Origin of the sequence: Stenotrophomonas sp. pho, assembly GCF_006228405.1 — a bacterium.
Taxonomy (GTDB): Bacteria; Pseudomonadota; Gammaproteobacteria; order Xanthomonadales; family Xanthomonadaceae; genus Stenotrophomonas; species Stenotrophomonas sepilia.
This window is the reverse complement of sequence record NZ_CP029759.1, coordinates 4212094-4226474: the sequence shown is the minus strand read 5'-3', so window position 1 is coordinate 4226474 and position 14381 is coordinate 4212094. Positions and strand designations below refer to the sequence as shown.

Sequence of the window (14381 nt, the reverse complement as noted above, 5' to 3'; positions counted from 1 at the left end):
CAAACCTGAGCATGGGACACGTCAACTTTACAGCCAGAGATGGTGGAAGCTCAGGCTGGACCAGAATGATGAGGTTGTTGTCTGCATCGCTTGCGGGCATGAGTGACTTTCTGCCTATTGACCCCCTAGGGCGTCGTGCAGAAGATGACTACCTCTGTAGTCAGCCGGAGCCATCCTGCCCCGATCAGGAAGGTTCTGCGGTGTTTGAACGGATTCCACCCACTGGCGCAGGCCATTATAAGGATCACGTTACGTGTTGCGCCGCAACCGACTTCTTCTGTGTGCGGGTCTGGTCCCGCTTCCGTGGTTCCTGTTCTGGACCAGCGTTGCCGCCGTGGCCGCGCCGGGCTACAACACGTTTGCACAGCACGCCAGCGAGCTCCTGCAGGCGCCAGCGCTTGCAAGCTTCTGCGGCAGGATCGCGGCTATCGGCTCCGGCGTGGGCTTCGTGGCGTTCTCCATCGGGGTATGGCGGGAGTCCGGTCGCCGGATTGCAGTAGGTGCAATCTGCTGGTTGGTCTTTGGCATTTCCATGCTGACCAACGGGCTCTGGCCCATGGGCCATCCGATGCACGGCTTCTACACCATCGGCATCGCAAACATCATTGCACCGGCGATGTCGCACATCGAATTGAGCGCGTGGTCTGCCAACCGAAGGGCGTACGCCGTGACTGCTATGGTGAGTGTCGCGGGCATCGCTTATCTCTGGTTGAACGTGGTGGGAGCGGACCCGGAGGGGTTCAGGGGGCTGACACAGCGGCTGTTCTCGTCGGTCAACTCGTTGTGGCCGTTTCTGGTTGCGTTGTATCTGCTGCGCGGGGGTTCAAGCGCGCTGAAGATGCAGCTTCCGCATTGATGGGAGCGCGCGACAGGAGCACGGAAGGCCGATCAAGGACTTCTCGATTCTCCGGCCCCAGCTCAAGGTGATCTTCTCGGGATTCATGCCAGGGTGCCCACTGTTCAAGCCGTGGGCGCTCTTCAACTATCTGTTCCTTGATGCTGGCACCCCGGGTGGCAAGAGGGGAAAGGTCGTACGCGCCTTCTGCTATAAGTAGCGCAACCGCGCCCAGAGGGCCCTTTGGAAGATTGTGGACTCATGGAGTTGTACTGGCGCTTGTTCACCAATTGCACATCGCAGCAGGCAGCTCTCAAGGTGGCGGCGCGGATGTTTGAGCAAGCAGGTCTTGAAGTCAGCAATCTCCACGCCGAGCCATATCACAAGGGCGGCTTCATGGTGAGTGCCTGCTCCTATCATGCCGCGCAATCGTGGCCTGAATTTGTGGTTCTTGCCCTGGCTTCGGCTCAGTGCACTGGCCGCGGATGGCACCTGAGTGGTTCAATTGCGAAAGAGCTGGATGCTTGGTCCAGCCATTCCTTGGTTTCCGGTGTTTCGTCTATCCATATCCAGGCGGAAGGGCGGGAGTGACGAATCGCTGGAGTAGACCAAAGCCAATAGCCTGCAATCATCTTGCAGCAGCTTGGCAAGGGCCGAGCATGAAAACCGCGCGTCGCGCATCTAGCCGGCCTGATGCAGCTCAAACTCTCGCGCCGGAGTTCCGCGATAAGGAAGGCTCTTGCGATTGATGTCCGCCCTTGGTTGAAAGGAAACGTGCCTGCGCCAGACAACGCGATCAGGAATGCTAGAGGCCGCTCTCGATCCGAAGCGGACGTTCGTCCCCTTCAGCCCTGCGCGACACCTGCCGGTCCAGTGATTCGTCTACCTGAGGTTCTTGGTTCTCAATGATCGATCTGCCTTGTCCATCATGTGGCTTCCTGACCCTGGAAGACTTCTACGGGTCCTATGCCATATGTCCGATCTGCAACTGGGAGGATGACGGGGTACAACTTGCCAATCCCACATCCAACGGCGGAGCCAACGGCGAGTCTCTGGCGCAAGCGCAGCAGAATGCTCTCTCCAGTTTCCCCCTTGGCGTCCAGGTCGCAGGCGGCTTTCGCCGCGGATCTGGCTGGCGCCCTTTGTCCCGCACAGAAATTGGGCACTACGAAGCTTTAAGGGGCGGCAAACACTGGCACAGCAAGGGGGTCTCGCACGAGAGGGAGGCCTACTGGTCGAGCTTGGGCGCTCTATCGATCTGAAGCCACTTTGCGGCTCAACTCATGACGTTCACGAATTTCTACCCCTGGCCGAGAGCGGACATTGGCTCGCGCAGGGCACTTCCTGTGGATCACTGACCAGCCAGCGACCCGTAGCGGACATGGCCCAGGTGTCCTGAACGTGGAATTGGCGAGGCGTCTGATTCTATGCCTGGGTCCGGCCATGCGCTGGCTTGATGGCCGACCCCCAGCCGCACTAGGATCGCGCTGTATAAGGGGAAAGTACGCCACATGTTGCTTTGTGGGTAGGTCGTATGACCGGATCCAAGGGTCCATACATCAGGGAGTCAGGTGCCATGGGAAACATGACAGCGCTCCTACTCGTGCTTGCGCTTGCCAGTCCAGCTGCAGTTGCGGCGGATCGCCCTTCGGCACAGGCCGTGCTCAATCGCATTGCCAACGAAGGGGGGCGCAAGGTGCTTTGGGACCTGTGGCAGCACGAGCGGGAGTTTGGGCAGGTCACCTCTGGCATCGAGTCAGGTGATCCAGCATGGCTTGAGGTTGCGGCTGCGCTAAAGCCGTTTTCAGATGCGGGCGCTTCGCTATCCATCAATTACGCGGTAGCCCATGCATTGCCCAAAGCGCCTGAGCGGGTCTTGGCATTGATCGCACGGGGATTCAAGGTCGAAGATATCTGCACATCGCCTTTCATAGAGCCAGATCCGGGCGTCGCGGAGGCGTATGAACGACGTACGCTTGCGGCACTTTCACGGATGAAGGGCGCAGCGCTTGGGTCCGTTGCGGCAGAATGCGCGGCGCAGGTCCGGCTTCCGGATGGGGCTTGATGATTTGCACGGCTGGGCTTTTGGGGGACGATGCGGGGAATGAGGATATTTCGCCGGCAATTGTTCTACGTTCAAGTGCACCAGGATCACTTCATCGCCCGCTTGGTCGGTGGTGACAGAACCATTCGCCGCCAGTGCCACGCCCTTGGCAATCGCGCGGGGCCGGTCAGGGACTTCTCCACCATCCGGCCTAAGCTGAAGGAACTCTTCTCGGAACTCACGTTCGGGTTCTCACTCCTCAAGCCGTGGGCGCTCCTGCACTTTGATCCGGTCGAGTATCCGATCACGAAGGAAGAGCTCGCGGCGTTCCAGCGGGTTGCCATGCGCAGTGGGGTCAGCTTTTGCTTTCTCTCCACGTGGGAGCAGCGGCATGAAGACAAGGACCTGTTGGATATGTTCAAGTAGGGTCCGGCCAGCTCTCCGTTTGAGCGCATGCCGATTCCCGCGCGTCGGCCTATTCTGAAGCTGCTGTCATCCGGTTCCGGCCGTAATCTGACATCAACGATGCCTACGCACTGGATTCCAATGGCCGCATTCGATCATTCCCTGGTAACCCTCAGATTCTTCGGGGACGACCTCCTGCCCGAAGAAGTCAGTGCCTTGCTCGGATCCACTCCAACCGCATCGCATCACAAGGGGCAGGAACTCAGAGGCAACCCATCAGGCACCGTGCGTATCGCCAGGACTGGAAGCTGGCAACTTGATGCGGAGCGTCGTGAGCCTGAAGATCTGGAGGCTCAGATCTTCGAGATCCTCGATCAGCTCACCGGCGATCTCGCCGTATGGCAGTCATTGGCACGGTTCCGGCCTGACCTTTTCTGCGGTCTTTTCATGTGCAGCAGCAATGACGGTGTCTCGCTTTCGCCCCGCGTGCTGCTCGCTTTGGGAGAGCGCGGCATTGAGCTCGGGCTGGACATCTATGAAGCCGATGAAGAGGTGCGCAACGCCCAACGCCAGTAGGTCATCAATTGATGATCTCCCCACTCCCCGAAGCAACAAACGCCTTCAACTGCCGAACGAACTCCGCGTCGTAGAGCTCCCACTCCACAATCTCCCCCACAACCCGCAACGGCTGCGCACTCCGATACGACCGCGTCGGGTTCCCGGGAAACTTCTTGTTGGTCACATTCGGATCGTCTTCAAACGGCCCGGTCGGCTCCACCACATACACACGCGGCCGCCCCTCACCCTTGGCCATCTCCGCAGCCAGCCCGGCGCCCTTGGCAATCGTGGTGAAGTAGATGTGGTTCATCACCACACTGTCGCGATAGTTGGAGCGGAAGCCCGCACTCAGCAACTCGCCCACCGCCAGATCAGCGCGGGTGCCGTGATAGAACGGCCCGGCGACCTGGTCGCAGGTGTCATGCGAAACGGGTGTCCATTCGGTGTCCTGCGCCATCGCTGCTGCCCCTGCTTGTCCTGCCGGATCGACAGGCCGGCGAGTCTAGGGCGCCCGGTGGGCCTTGCTGCAAGGCCCCATCCGGGAAATAATCTGTAAACGGGAGGCGCGGTGCGCCTCCTTTTTTTTCATTCTGCGGCGCCGCGCCCTTCCAGCTCGCGCACGGCGGTTTCCAGCGCGTCCAGCTTCTGGCGCGTCTTCAGCAGCACGGCGCGCTGCACTTCGAACTCCTCGCGGGTGACCAGGTCGAGCTTGGCCAGGCCGGCCTGCAGCGCGCTCTTGAAGGTGGCCTGCAGTTCCTCGCGCGATTCGCGCAGACCCGGCGGCACCAGGTCGCTGAGGCGACGGGCGAGGTCATCGATTTGATTCAGGTCGATCATGGGGTGCTCCGTGGGGGTGGGCCCGTGCATCCGGCGCGGGCAGGCCATTCGGGCACAAGGATACTGCTGGCACCCACTGCCCGGACAGGCCGCAGCGGCTTCGCACGGGCAGCGTTCAGGCGCTATCCTCCACGCCGGAAGACAGGAGATAGACGATGAAGATGGTCATGGCGGTGATCAAGCCGTTCAAGCTCGACGACGTGCGCGAAGCGCTGGCCGAGCGTGGGGTTACCGGGATCACGGTGACGGAAGTGAAGGGCTTTGGTCGCCAGAAGGGCCATACCGAGCTGTACCGCGGCGCGGAGTATGTGGTCGATTTCCTGCCGAAGGTGAAGCTGGAAGTGGCGGTGACCGATGACCAGGTGGAGGCGGTGGTTGAGGCGATCGTGAAGGCCGCCGGCACCGGCAAGATCGGTGACGGCAAGGTGTTCGTGTACGACCTGGGCAGCGTGGTGCGTATTCGCACCGGTGAGCTGGACGCGGACGCGTTGTAAGCCGTTTGGCGGATGTTGTAGAGCCGAGCCGATGGTCGGCTCTACAGAAGAGCGGTCGAGCAAGCTCGACCCCTACCAAAGCAAAGCATTTACCGGCGCTTCGCCACTTGTAGAACCGCTTCCAGCCCTGGCGCACGGCGGCGACCCAGCCCGGGTCGGCCACCAGCGCGGCCTGCGCGGCACTCGGGGCCTGGCCGGTCACGCGCTGGCGGATCTTCAGCAGGTTCTTCATGTCGCTGCGGCGCATCTGCCGGCTCAGTGGATTGCGGCGCAGCCAGCGCGGGGCGCGCCAGGCGGAGGTGAAGTCCAGCAGCACCGGCACGCCGCCGCTGACCACCACGTTGGTGCCATGCAGGTCGTTGTGGGTGATGCCGGCGGCGTGCAGGCGGGTGAGCGCGTGCTGCAGCTGCTCGAACACTTCATTGCCCACGGCCTGCGCGGTGCTCAGGGTCTGGCCCGGGATGAACTCCATGCCCAGTGCCAGGCCACCGAGGGTGCCGAGCAGCGCGGGGGCATGCTTCCAGCCGCCGAGGCGCTGCAGCATGCGGGCTTCCCGACGCACCATCAGTCGCGCGATCAGCGAAACGGGAGTGCCGCGGTAGCGGGAGTAGTCCTTGATGACCGCCTCGCGCCCGTCCAGGCAGGTGCGGTAGACGTCGGGGGCCAGGAAACGTTCGCCGCGCTTGAGCAGCAGCGGGGAGGCGGCGTCATCGCCGCAGGAGGAGGGGGGCAGGGCAGGAAGATACATGTCGGGGTCTCGGACGACCCGGTGGGTGGCGCAATGCGTCAAGCGAACCGGTGTTACAGGGAGTTACTAAGTTTTCGTTAATTTTAGTACTCGTCAGTTCGCTATTCCACGGTTTGTCGGAGAAATGTCGGGGTCGTGGCTGGAACAGTTCGTCGCGCAGAATCGGACAATTCTGTCTCACTTATTCCGGTTGGCCTTTAGTATCAACCGCTTGCGCGCTCCGCCCTGCGCCTCGTTCACAACCGGCTGAACGCGGCGCACGGGCAACTTGACCCCGGCGCACGCCCTGCCGACCATAAGCTGTTAACCCGCGACATCGGCGGCCGCCCCCCTCCGGCACGTCCCCGTCCCCTGCCGCGTTCCGAACCGGTGCTGGCCGCCTGGCCGTGCATCGCCCGTTTCCCGTTCCGGCCGCGGCTGGAGGAAAGTGCTTTGATCATCAAAATCGTCATTGCAGCGCTGTTCGTCGCCTGCGTGCTGTACATCCACTTCCGTGGCAAGGTCCGCGCGCGCTGGTCGCGCCAGCTGCTGGACCACTCCAGTTTCATGGCCCCGATCAACGTGGTCATGTACATGTTCTCGAAGGTGCCGACCACGCCGTTCCTGGACCCGGGCAAGGAGTTCCCGCAGCTGGAGCCGCTGCGCCAGAACTGGCAGATGATCCGCGACGAGGCGCTGGCGCTGCGCGACGCGCAGAAGATCGCCGCCTCCAGCACGTTCAACGATGCCGGCTTCAATTCGTTCTTCCGTCGTGGCTGGAAGCGCTTCTACCTGAAGTGGTACGGCCCGTCGCACCCGTCGGCGAAGACGCTGTGCCCGAAGACCACGGCGCTGATCGAGTCGATCCCGGATGTGCGTGCGGCGATGTTCGCGCAGCTGCCGCCGGGCAGTGAGCTGCGCCCGCACCGCGACCCGTTCGCCGGCTCGCTGCGCCTGCACCTGGGCCTGAGCACGCCCAACGACGATGCCTGCTACATCGAAGTGGACGGCATCAAGAAGAGCTGGCGCGACGGCGAGTGGATGATGTTCGACGAGACCTACATCCACCATGCACACAACGAGACGCAGCAGGACCGCGTGATCCTGTTCTGCGACATCGCCCGCCCGCTGCGCTTCGGCCTGCCGGGGCTGTTCAACCGCGCGGTGGCGGCCACGCTGCTGGCCGGCGGCGCCTCGCCGAACCTGCCGGGTGACCCGACCGGTGGCGTCAACAAGGCATTCGGCAGCGTCTACAAGGTGCGCCTGAAGGCCAAGGCACTGCGCGAGCGCAGCGTGGTGGCCTACCAGCTGATCAAGTGGGGCCTGGTGGTGGCGGTGATCGCCGGTATCTGGGCGCTTTGATCGTTACATGAGGTTGCCGGCCAGCGGCCGGCACTACCGGAACATGAAAAAACCCGCGCTGTCGCCAGCGCGGGTTTTTCTTTTGCCTTGGTGGGTGCCGACCGTCGGTCGGCACGCCTTACTTCAATGCAGCCTGCACGAACGGCGGGGTCACCAGCACGCCGGTGTGCAGCGCGGCGGTGTAGTACAGGGTGTTGAAGGTCTTGGCGGCCGAGTCGGCCTGGCGGAAGTCGAAGCTGCTGTCGCCCTTGCGCGCCATGGTCACGCTCCACCAGCCGGTGGGGTAGCACGGCTGCGGGAACGGCAGGGTCTTGAACGAACCGAAGCCGGCCTTGCCCATCTCGGTGCGCATTTCGTTGATCAGCTCCAGCTGCATCAGCGGCGACTCGGACTGCTGCACCAGGATGCCGTCGTCCTTCAGGGCCTTGAAGCAGCTCTCGTAGAAGGCCTTGTTGAACAGGCCTTCACCCGGGCCGACCGGGTCGGTCGAGTCCACGATCACCACGTCCACGCTGCCGGCCGGGCAGTTGGCCATGTAGGCCACGCCGTCGTCGAACAGCAGCTCGGCGCGGGCGTCGTCGTTGGAGTCGCACAGTTCCGGGAAGTGCTTGCGCGCCATCACGGTGACCTGCTCGTCGATATCGCACTGGGTCACGCTCTCCACGCCCTTGTGCTTGAGCACTTCGCGCAGGGTGCCGCAGTCGCCGCCACCGATGATCACCACGCGCTTGGGCGCGGCGTGGGTGAACAGCACCGGGTGGCTGATCATCTCGTGGTAGAAGAAGTTGTCCTTGCTGGTCAGCATGATGGCCCCGTCGATGGTCATCAGGTTGCCCCAGTCGGTGGTCTGGAAGATCTCGATCTTCTGGAACGGCGACTGCACCTCGTCCAGCTTGCCGGTGATGCGGTAGCCGATGGCCGAGCCGGTGCGCTCGAAGTGTTCGATGTACCAGTTGTTGCTGTCAGTCATGGGAAAACAGTCCTGTTCGGAGGGGTGGAGCCGGGCTGGCGGGCGGGGCCGCGTGGCACAGATGCCACATCCGGACGGATCGGCCCGTTCAGGTTGGAACCTGTCACGGGCGCGGGCGCGCATGATAACGAACCTGTGGGCACATAGGCGTTATCATGCCCCCCTTTTATTGCCAACAAGGCCGACTGAAATGACCGATTGGTCCCTCGACCAAGCCCGCAAGACCTACTCGATCCCGCATTGGGCGGACGGTTACTTCGACGTGGATCAGGCCGGGCACATGGTGGTGAGACCGACCGGGGCGGACGGCCCGGTGGTGTCGCTGCCCAAGGTGGTCGATGCGGCGCGCGCGGCCGGCGCCAAGCTGCCGCTGCTGGTGCGCTTCCCGGACATCCTCGGCCAGCGCCTGGGCAAGCTGCAGGCGGCCTTCGCCCAGGCCCAGCAGGACTGGGAGTACAGCGGCGGCTACACCGCCGTGTACCCGATCAAGGTCAACCAGACCCGCGGCGTGGCCGGCACCCTGGCCAGCCACCACGGCGAGGGCTTCGGCCTGGAAGCGGGCAGCAAGCCCGAGCTGATGGCCGTGCTGGCGCTGTCGCGCCCGGGCGGGCTGATCGTCTGCAACGGCTACAAGGACCGCGAGTACATCCGCCTGGCCCTGATCGGCCGCAAGCTGGGCCTGCAGACCTTCATCGTCATCGAGAAGCCGTCCGAGCTGAAGCTGGTGCTGGAAGAGTCCAAGGCGCTGGACGTGAAGCCGGGCCTGGGCGTGCGCATGCGCCTGGCCTCGCTGGGCGCCGGCAAGTGGCAGAACAGCGGTGGCGACAAGGCCAAGTTCGGCCTGTCGCCGCGCCAGCTGCTGGACCTGTGGAAGTCGCTGCGTGACACCGAGTACGCCGACTGCCTGAACCTGCTGCACTTCCACATGGGCTCGCAGATCTCCAACGTGCGCGACATCGCCAACGGCATGCGCGAAGCCACCCGCTACTTCGTGGAGCTGTCGCGCCTGGGCGCGAAGATCACCCACGTCGATGTGGGCGGTGGCCTGGGCGTGGACTATGAAGGCACCCGTTCGCGCAGCTTCTGCTCGATCAACTACGGCCTGCATTCCTACGCCAGCAACATCGTGCAGCCGCTGGCCAATGCCTGCGAAGAGTTCGGCCTGACCCCACCGCGCATCGTCACCGAGTGCGGCCGCGCGATGACCGCGCACCACGCGGTGCTGATCGCCAACGTCTCGGAAGTGGAAGAGGCGCAGGAAGGCCGCGTGCCGGACCAGCACGACGACGAGCCGGCGGCGATTCGCCACCTGCGCGAGATCCATGACGAGCTGGACGTGCGCCCGGCGGTGGAACTGTTCCAGGAAGCCCAGCATTTCCATGCCGAAGGCCTGGCCAGCTACGCGCTGGGCCAGATCGACCTGCCGCAGCGTGCGCGCATCGACGATCTGTTCTACGCCATCGCCCACGGCGTGCGTGCGCGCCTGAGCTATGACGAGAAGAGCCATCGCCCGGTGCTGGACGAACTGAACGAGCGCCTGGTCGACAAGTATTTCGTCAACTTCAGCGTGTTCGAATCGATCCCGGACGTGTGGGCGATCGACCAGGTGTTCCCGATCGTGCCGATCGAGCGCCTGGATGAAACCCCGGACCGCCGCGGCATCATCGCCGACATGACCTGCGATTCGGACGGCATGGTGGAAACCTATGTCGAGAACGAGAGCCTGGACAGCTCGCTGCCGCTGCACAAGATGAAGCCGGGCGAGAGCTACCGCATCGGCTTCTTCATGGTCGGCGCCTACCAGGAAATCCTGGGCGACATCCATAACCTGTTCGGCGATACCGACGCGGTGGAAGTGCTGGCCGATGCCGATGGCTATGCCATTACCCAGCAGCGCCGTGGCGATACCACCGACGTGATGCTGGACTACGTGGGTTACCGCCTGGACGAACTGCGGGCGACCTATGCGCAGCGCGTGGCTGCAGCGCAGCTGTCGCCGGAACGCGCGCAGGAACTGTCCGAAGCGTTGGAAGCCGGCCTGACCGGTTACACCTACCTGTCTGACGAACCGCTGGTCTGATGGAGAGCGCCGGGCTTGCCCGGCGCTACCGTTGCGATGAGCGCGCGCGCGATCTTCCACCTGTTCCTGCATGCCGCCGTGCCAGCGTTGCTGGCATGGCTGTTCTGGCGCAAACGCTTCGCCTCGGCGTGGCTGCTGCTGTTGCTGGGCTGGATCATCGACCTGGACCACCTGTTGGCCGATCCGATCTACGCACCGAACCGCTGCAGCATCGGTTTCCACCCGCTGCACACCGCACCGGCCATCGCGGTCTATGCGGGCCTGTGCGTACCGAGGAAAACGCGGTTGTTCGGCATCGGTCTGATCATCCACATCGTGCTGGACGCAATTGATTGCTGGTGGATGCATCACCGTTGATGCTTGATGCACGGCGACCGGTCGGATTGGCGCTTGGTAGAGCCGGCCGCTGGCCGGCTTCCGCAGGGTGTTCCTGGTGACCACGTGGTTGCCGGCCAGCGGCCGGCACTACCCACCGTCAGGTTGGTCGTTTCACCCCACCGGCAGCCACAACGTCGCGCGCAGGCCCAGCTGTACATTCTCCAGCGCCAGGCGCCCGCCATAACTGGCGGCGATATCGCCCACGATCGCCAGCCCCAATCCACTGCTGCCCACGCGCTCATCCAGCCGCACGCCACGCTGGGTGACCCGTTGCAGGGCGTCTGCGGCCAGGCCGGGGCCGTCGTCGCGGACCTCAATGCGCAACTGGCCGTCGTCGGCTTCCGCGCTGACCTGGACCTGCCGCTGTGCCCAGCGCCCGGCATTGTCCAGCAGGTTGCCCAGCATCTCCTCCAAGTCCGCACTGGCACCGGCGAACTGCAGCGCCGGTTCGATACCGGCCGCCGTGAACGTGATGCCACGTTCGCCATGCACGCGTGCCATCAGCCGGCACATCGCCTGAGCGACGGCCGCCACGCCGGTCCGCTGGCGATGGTCGGCGGCCAGTCCTGCAGCCAGGTAACGGTCGACACTGGCCTGCATACGCGCACTCTGCTCGCGCACGGTGGCCCGCCAGTGCGCGCCATCGCCGTCGGCTTCGGTGGCCAGTACGCTCAGCGGGGTTTTCAGCGCATGCGCCAGATCCTGTGCACTGGTGCGTGCGCGCGCGACCATGCGTTGCTGGTGGTCCAGCAGCGCGTTGAGTTCTTCCCCCAGCGGTGCGACTTCCGCGCCCAGCCCTTGGGTTTCGATGCGCTGCGCATCGCCGCGCCGTACCCGTTCCAGCTGCGCACCGAGGCGATGCAGTGGGCGCAGGCCGAAGTGCACCTGGCTGGCCAGCACCGCCAGCCAGGCGGCGACCAGCACGCCCAGCGCGATGGCGGTGCGCTTGCGGAATGCAGCGACATCCGCATCCAACGCACTGCGATCAGTGGCAACCACGGCCACGAACGGTTCGCTGGCGCGCGGCAGGCGCACCTGCTGCACGCGTGCGCGCAGGGATTGCTGCAGCGGCCCGGGCAGGTTGCGGGTGGCCGGCCCGGCAACCGGCGCCGGCAGGGTTTCATCCCACAGCGAGCGTGACTGCAGCAGCACGCGGCCATCGGCACCGGCGATCTGCCAGTAGGCACCGGAGAACACGCGCTGGAAGCGTGCGTCATTGGGTTCCTGGCGCAGGCGCAGCTGTCCGTCCGCATCCACTTCGGCCTGCGCCAGCAGGGTCAGCATGTCCTGCTGCAGTTCGTGGTCGAGGCGGTCGCGCGCGCTGCGCTTGAACAGCTCGCCCAGCAACGCGCTGGCCAGCAGCGAGACCAGCAGCAGGCCGACGCCGCCGGCCAGCAGCAGGCGCCGTCGCAGCGATGGTTGCCGGCTCACGGCGCGGCCAGCCGCCAGCCCTGGCCGCGCACGGTCTGGATCAGGTCGATGCCGAGCTTGCGTCGCACGCGTCCGAGCAGCACGTCCAGTGCATTGGAGTCCGGGTCGTGGCCACCGTCGAACACCTGCTCGCCCAGCCGGTCGCGGCCGATCACCTGTCCGCTGTGATGGATGAAGTAGCTGAGCAGGCGGAACTCCTGCGGACTGAGCGGCAGCGCCTGCCCATCCAGCTCAAAGCGGCCGGCGTTGACGTCCAGCTGCAGCGGGCCGCAGTGCAGGCGCGGGCTGGCGTGGCCATGGCTGCGACGGATCAGTGCGCGCAGCCGCAGCACCAGTTCGTCGGCCTGGAACGGTTTGGTCAGGTAGTCGTCGGCGCCGGCATCGAAGCCAGCCAGCTTGTCGTGCCAGCGCGCCCGCGCGGTCAGCACCAGCACCGGAAAGCTGCGGCCATTGCCGCGCCAGCGCTCGATCATGCTCAGTCCGTCCAGCCCGGGCAGGCCCAAGTCGACGATGGCGGCCTGCAGGTCTTCGACCTGGCCGATCTCCTCGGCCTCGCGGCCGTCAGCGACCACCGCCACCACATAGCCGGCCTGTTCCAGCAGGGGCACCAGGCGCTGTGCCAGTGCGGCATCGTCTTCGGCCAACAGGATGCGCATCAGTCGTCGAGCTCCGTCTTCAGCAGCTTTCCGCTGCGCGCATCATAGTCCAGCTCCACTACTACGCCGTCGCCGCGCAGGATCTCCACTTCGTAGACGCCGTCGTCCAGCTCCACTTCCAGGAGCTGGCCCGGGTAGCGCTTGAGCGCATCGCGCACCACGCTTTCCAGCGGCACGTAGCGGCCCTGCTGCACGGCACGGCGCGCGACCTGCTGCGCCGGGTCCTGTACGGGCGCGGCGGCGATCGGGGAGCCGGCCAGGGCCAGCAGCAGGGGCAGGGTGGGAAGCATGCGGGTGCAGAAAGAAAGAAGGAGGGGTTCAGGCGCGAGTGTGCCGGGGATGACTAACAGCCGGCTAACAGCCACGGCTAAGGCGCTGTTAACCGAGGCATGCATCGTGGCGTTGCCGGGATGGTCCGGCCACGAACACGAACAGGAGAACCCCCATGTTGAAGTCGCTCACCCTCGCCACCGTTGCCCTGCTGGCCATTGCACCGGCCGCACAGGCCGCACCGCTGGGCATGGCCCAGGTCGAACAGACCCTGCGCAAGGCCGGCTACACCCAGATCCACGAGATCGAACGCGATGACGGCCTGTGGGAAGCCGACGTGAGCCGCGCCGATGGCCGCTTCAGCGAAGTCTACGTGGACCCGAAGACCGGCGAGATCTTCGATGAGCACAGCGGCCGCGCGCTGCTGACCACCGAGCAGGTGCTGGCACGGGCGCAGTCGCATGGCCTGCGCGAGATCCATTCGCTGGAACGCGATGGTGCGACCTGGTCGCTGGAAGCCCGCAATGCCCGCAACCAGAAGGTAGAGGTGCGCCTGAGCGGCTATGACGGCCGCATCCTGCACAGCGAGCGCGATGGCTGGCTGGATTGATTCGCGTGCCGGTAGGTGCCGGCCGCTGGCCGGCTCACGGGGAGAAAGCGTGTCGACCAAGGTCGACACCTACCGGGCATAGGTACCGGTAGATGCCGGCCGCTGGCCGGCACACGGGGAGAAAGCGTGCCGACCAAGGTCGACATCTACCAAGCGTACGCAGCGATAGCGGCCACCTGGGTCGGCCCGGGCCCGGCGCGGAGCTTACCAGCCGTACGGCGGCGGGTAGTCCCAATAGCCCGGGCCGCGGCCGTAATAGCCGCCATACGGACCGAAGAAGCCCGGTCCCTTGCCTTCGCTCACGTGGATGTTGACGTTGACCCCGTGGGTCTTGCCCTCATCGGTGGTGTAGTTCTTGCTCAGGTTCAGCGTGGCCGCGTTGTAGTGGCTGTTGCCACCGTTCTTGGAATAGCCGATGCCGGTGGTGAAACTGCCGGACACCTTGACCTTGTCGTCGGTGACGTCGGCGATCTTCGCGTCGTCGTGCACGCGCGGGCCGCTCTTGTCACCGTAATAGGTGCCGGGCGGGTCCTGCTGCAGGGCCGGGTCGTTGAGATAGCGCATCGGCGCCTGCGGCAGCGTCAGGTCCAGGCCGGCAGCCTGCGGCGCGGTGGCGCCGGCGGCGGACTGGGCCAGCACGGTTCCCGGCAGGGCCAGGCACAGCAGCAGGGTCAGGGGCGGATCATGACGGCGCTCCAGCGAACAGGTGGCCACGCAACACGCG

The 14381-nt window shown here is 64.7% G+C and carries 18 protein-coding genes and 1 pseudogene; 11 read left to right on the top strand and 8 right to left on the bottom strand.

Features of this window, described 5'->3' with window-relative positions; translation table 11 throughout:
- Positions 1-253 precede the first annotated feature (253 nt).
- From DL544_RS19750 to DL544_RS19725, 6 genes are all read left to right on the top strand, one after another.
- Positions 254-856 (top strand): DUF998 domain-containing protein, encoded by a 603-nt coding sequence (locus DL544_RS19750; protein WP_005419996.1) that lies wholly within the window; start codon positions 254-256, stop codon positions 854-856.
- 240 nt (positions 857-1096) lie between these two features.
- Positions 1097-1426, top strand: a complete 330-nt coding sequence (locus DL544_RS19745; protein ID WP_005419993.1) for a hypothetical protein — start codon at positions 1097-1099, stop codon at positions 1424-1426.
- A 314-nt stretch (positions 1427-1740) separates the two neighbouring features.
- Positions 1741-2097, top strand: coding sequence for a CPCC family cysteine-rich protein (locus tag DL544_RS19740; RefSeq protein WP_005419991.1), 357 nt, complete (start codon positions 1741-1743; stop codon positions 2095-2097).
- 398 nt (positions 2098-2495) lie between these two features.
- Complete coding sequence (locus DL544_RS19735) at positions 2496-2900, top strand: hypothetical protein (protein ID WP_255313002.1); 405 nt, start codon at positions 2496-2498, stop codon at positions 2898-2900.
- Between the two features lie 39 nt (positions 2901-2939).
- Positions 2940-3305 carry a hypothetical protein gene (locus tag DL544_RS19730; RefSeq protein WP_049402756.1) on the top strand — a complete coding sequence of 122 codons (366 nt, stop codon included), beginning with the start codon at positions 2940-2942 and terminating at the stop codon, positions 3303-3305.
- Positions 3306-3425: 120 nt separating this feature from the next.
- Positions 3426-3860, top strand: a complete 435-nt coding sequence (locus DL544_RS19725) for a DUF4279 domain-containing protein (protein ID WP_049402754.1) — start codon at positions 3426-3428, stop codon at positions 3858-3860.
- A gap of 4 nt (positions 3861-3864) precedes the next feature.
- Here the strand turns inward: DL544_RS19725 and arr are convergent, their stop codons facing one another.
- Complete coding sequence (gene arr / locus DL544_RS19720) at positions 3865-4299, bottom strand: NAD(+)--rifampin ADP-ribosyltransferase (RefSeq protein ID WP_049421111.1); 435 nt, start codon at positions 4297-4299, stop codon at positions 3865-3867.
- 128 nt (positions 4300-4427) lie between these two features.
- The gene (ubiK, locus tag DL544_RS19715) at positions 4428-4679 is read right to left on the bottom strand and encodes a ubiquinone biosynthesis accessory factor UbiK (protein WP_005419983.1); all 252 of its coding nucleotides are present in this window, start codon (positions 4677-4679) and stop codon (positions 4428-4430) included.
- A 155-nt stretch (positions 4680-4834) separates the two neighbouring features.
- Here ubiK and DL544_RS19710 point away from each other — a divergent pair, with 155 nt between their 5' ends.
- Entirely contained in the window at positions 4835-5173 is a 339-nt protein-coding gene (locus tag DL544_RS19710; protein ID WP_005411374.1) for a P-II family nitrogen regulator, read from the top strand.
- A 106-nt stretch (positions 5174-5279) separates the two neighbouring features.
- On the opposite strand, the pseudogene DL544_RS19705 reads toward DL544_RS19710, so the two are convergent.
- Positions 5280-5921 (bottom strand): annotated as a pseudogene (locus DL544_RS19705) (RIO1 family regulatory kinase/ATPase domain-containing protein); the annotation flags it as partial.
- Positions 5922-6356: 435 nt separating this feature from the next.
- Between DL544_RS19705 and DL544_RS19700 the strand changes: the two are divergent.
- Complete coding sequence (locus tag DL544_RS19700) at positions 6357-7262, top strand: aspartyl/asparaginyl beta-hydroxylase domain-containing protein (protein ID WP_032954620.1); 906 nt, start codon at positions 6357-6359, stop codon at positions 7260-7262.
- Positions 7263-7380: 118 nt separating this feature from the next.
- Here DL544_RS19700 and speE read toward each other — a convergent pair whose 3' ends face one another.
- On the bottom strand, positions 7381-8232 hold the full coding sequence (gene speE / locus DL544_RS19695; RefSeq protein ID WP_049480036.1) for a polyamine aminopropyltransferase: 852 nt from the start codon (positions 8230-8232) through the stop codon (positions 7381-7383).
- A gap of 190 nt (positions 8233-8422) precedes the next feature.
- Between speE and speA the strand changes: the two genes are divergently transcribed.
- Together speA and DL544_RS19685 are read left to right on the top strand one after the other, a co-directional pair.
- A complete protein-coding gene (speA, locus tag DL544_RS19690; protein ID WP_049417051.1) occupies positions 8423-10312 on the top strand; it encodes an arginine decarboxylase in 1890 nt (629 codons plus the stop codon).
- Between the two features lie 36 nt (positions 10313-10348).
- Positions 10349-10669, top strand: coding sequence for a DUF6122 family protein (locus DL544_RS19685; protein WP_072167935.1), 321 nt, complete (start codon positions 10349-10351; stop codon positions 10667-10669).
- Between the two features lie 132 nt (positions 10670-10801).
- Here DL544_RS19685 and DL544_RS19680 read toward each other — a convergent pair whose 3' ends face one another.
- Genes DL544_RS19680 through DL544_RS19670 form a run of 3 tightly spaced genes read right to left on the bottom strand, consistent with a single transcriptional unit; the run spans position 10802 to position 13067 of the window.
- On the bottom strand, positions 10802-12121 hold the full coding sequence (locus DL544_RS19680; RefSeq protein ID WP_139727879.1) for a sensor histidine kinase: 1320 nt from the start codon (positions 12119-12121) through the stop codon (positions 10802-10804).
- Positions 12118-12777 carry a response regulator transcription factor gene (locus tag DL544_RS19675; protein WP_139727877.1) on the bottom strand — a complete coding sequence of 220 codons (660 nt, stop codon included), beginning with the start codon at positions 12775-12777 and terminating at the stop codon, positions 12118-12120. The genes DL544_RS19680 and DL544_RS19675 overlap by 4 nt, the downstream gene beginning before the upstream one ends.
- Positions 12777-13067: a PepSY domain-containing protein gene (locus DL544_RS19670; protein WP_072167931.1), complete on the bottom strand. Its 291-nt coding sequence runs from the start codon at positions 13065-13067 to the stop codon at positions 12777-12779. Before DL544_RS19670 ends, DL544_RS19675 begins: the two co-directional genes overlap by 1 nt.
- Positions 13068-13222: 155 nt before the next feature.
- Here DL544_RS19670 and DL544_RS19665 point away from each other — a divergent pair, with 155 nt between their 5' ends.
- Positions 13223-13657 carry a PepSY domain-containing protein gene (locus tag DL544_RS19665; protein WP_072167930.1) on the top strand — a complete coding sequence of 145 codons (435 nt, stop codon included), beginning with the start codon at positions 13223-13225 and terminating at the stop codon, positions 13655-13657.
- A 204-nt stretch (positions 13658-13861) separates the two neighbouring features.
- Here the strand turns inward: DL544_RS19665 and DL544_RS19660 are convergent, their stop codons facing one another.
- Positions 13862-14371, bottom strand: coding sequence for a hypothetical protein (locus DL544_RS19660; RefSeq protein ID WP_255313001.1), 510 nt, complete (start codon positions 14369-14371; stop codon positions 13862-13864).
- Positions 14372-14381 lie beyond the last annotated feature (10 nt).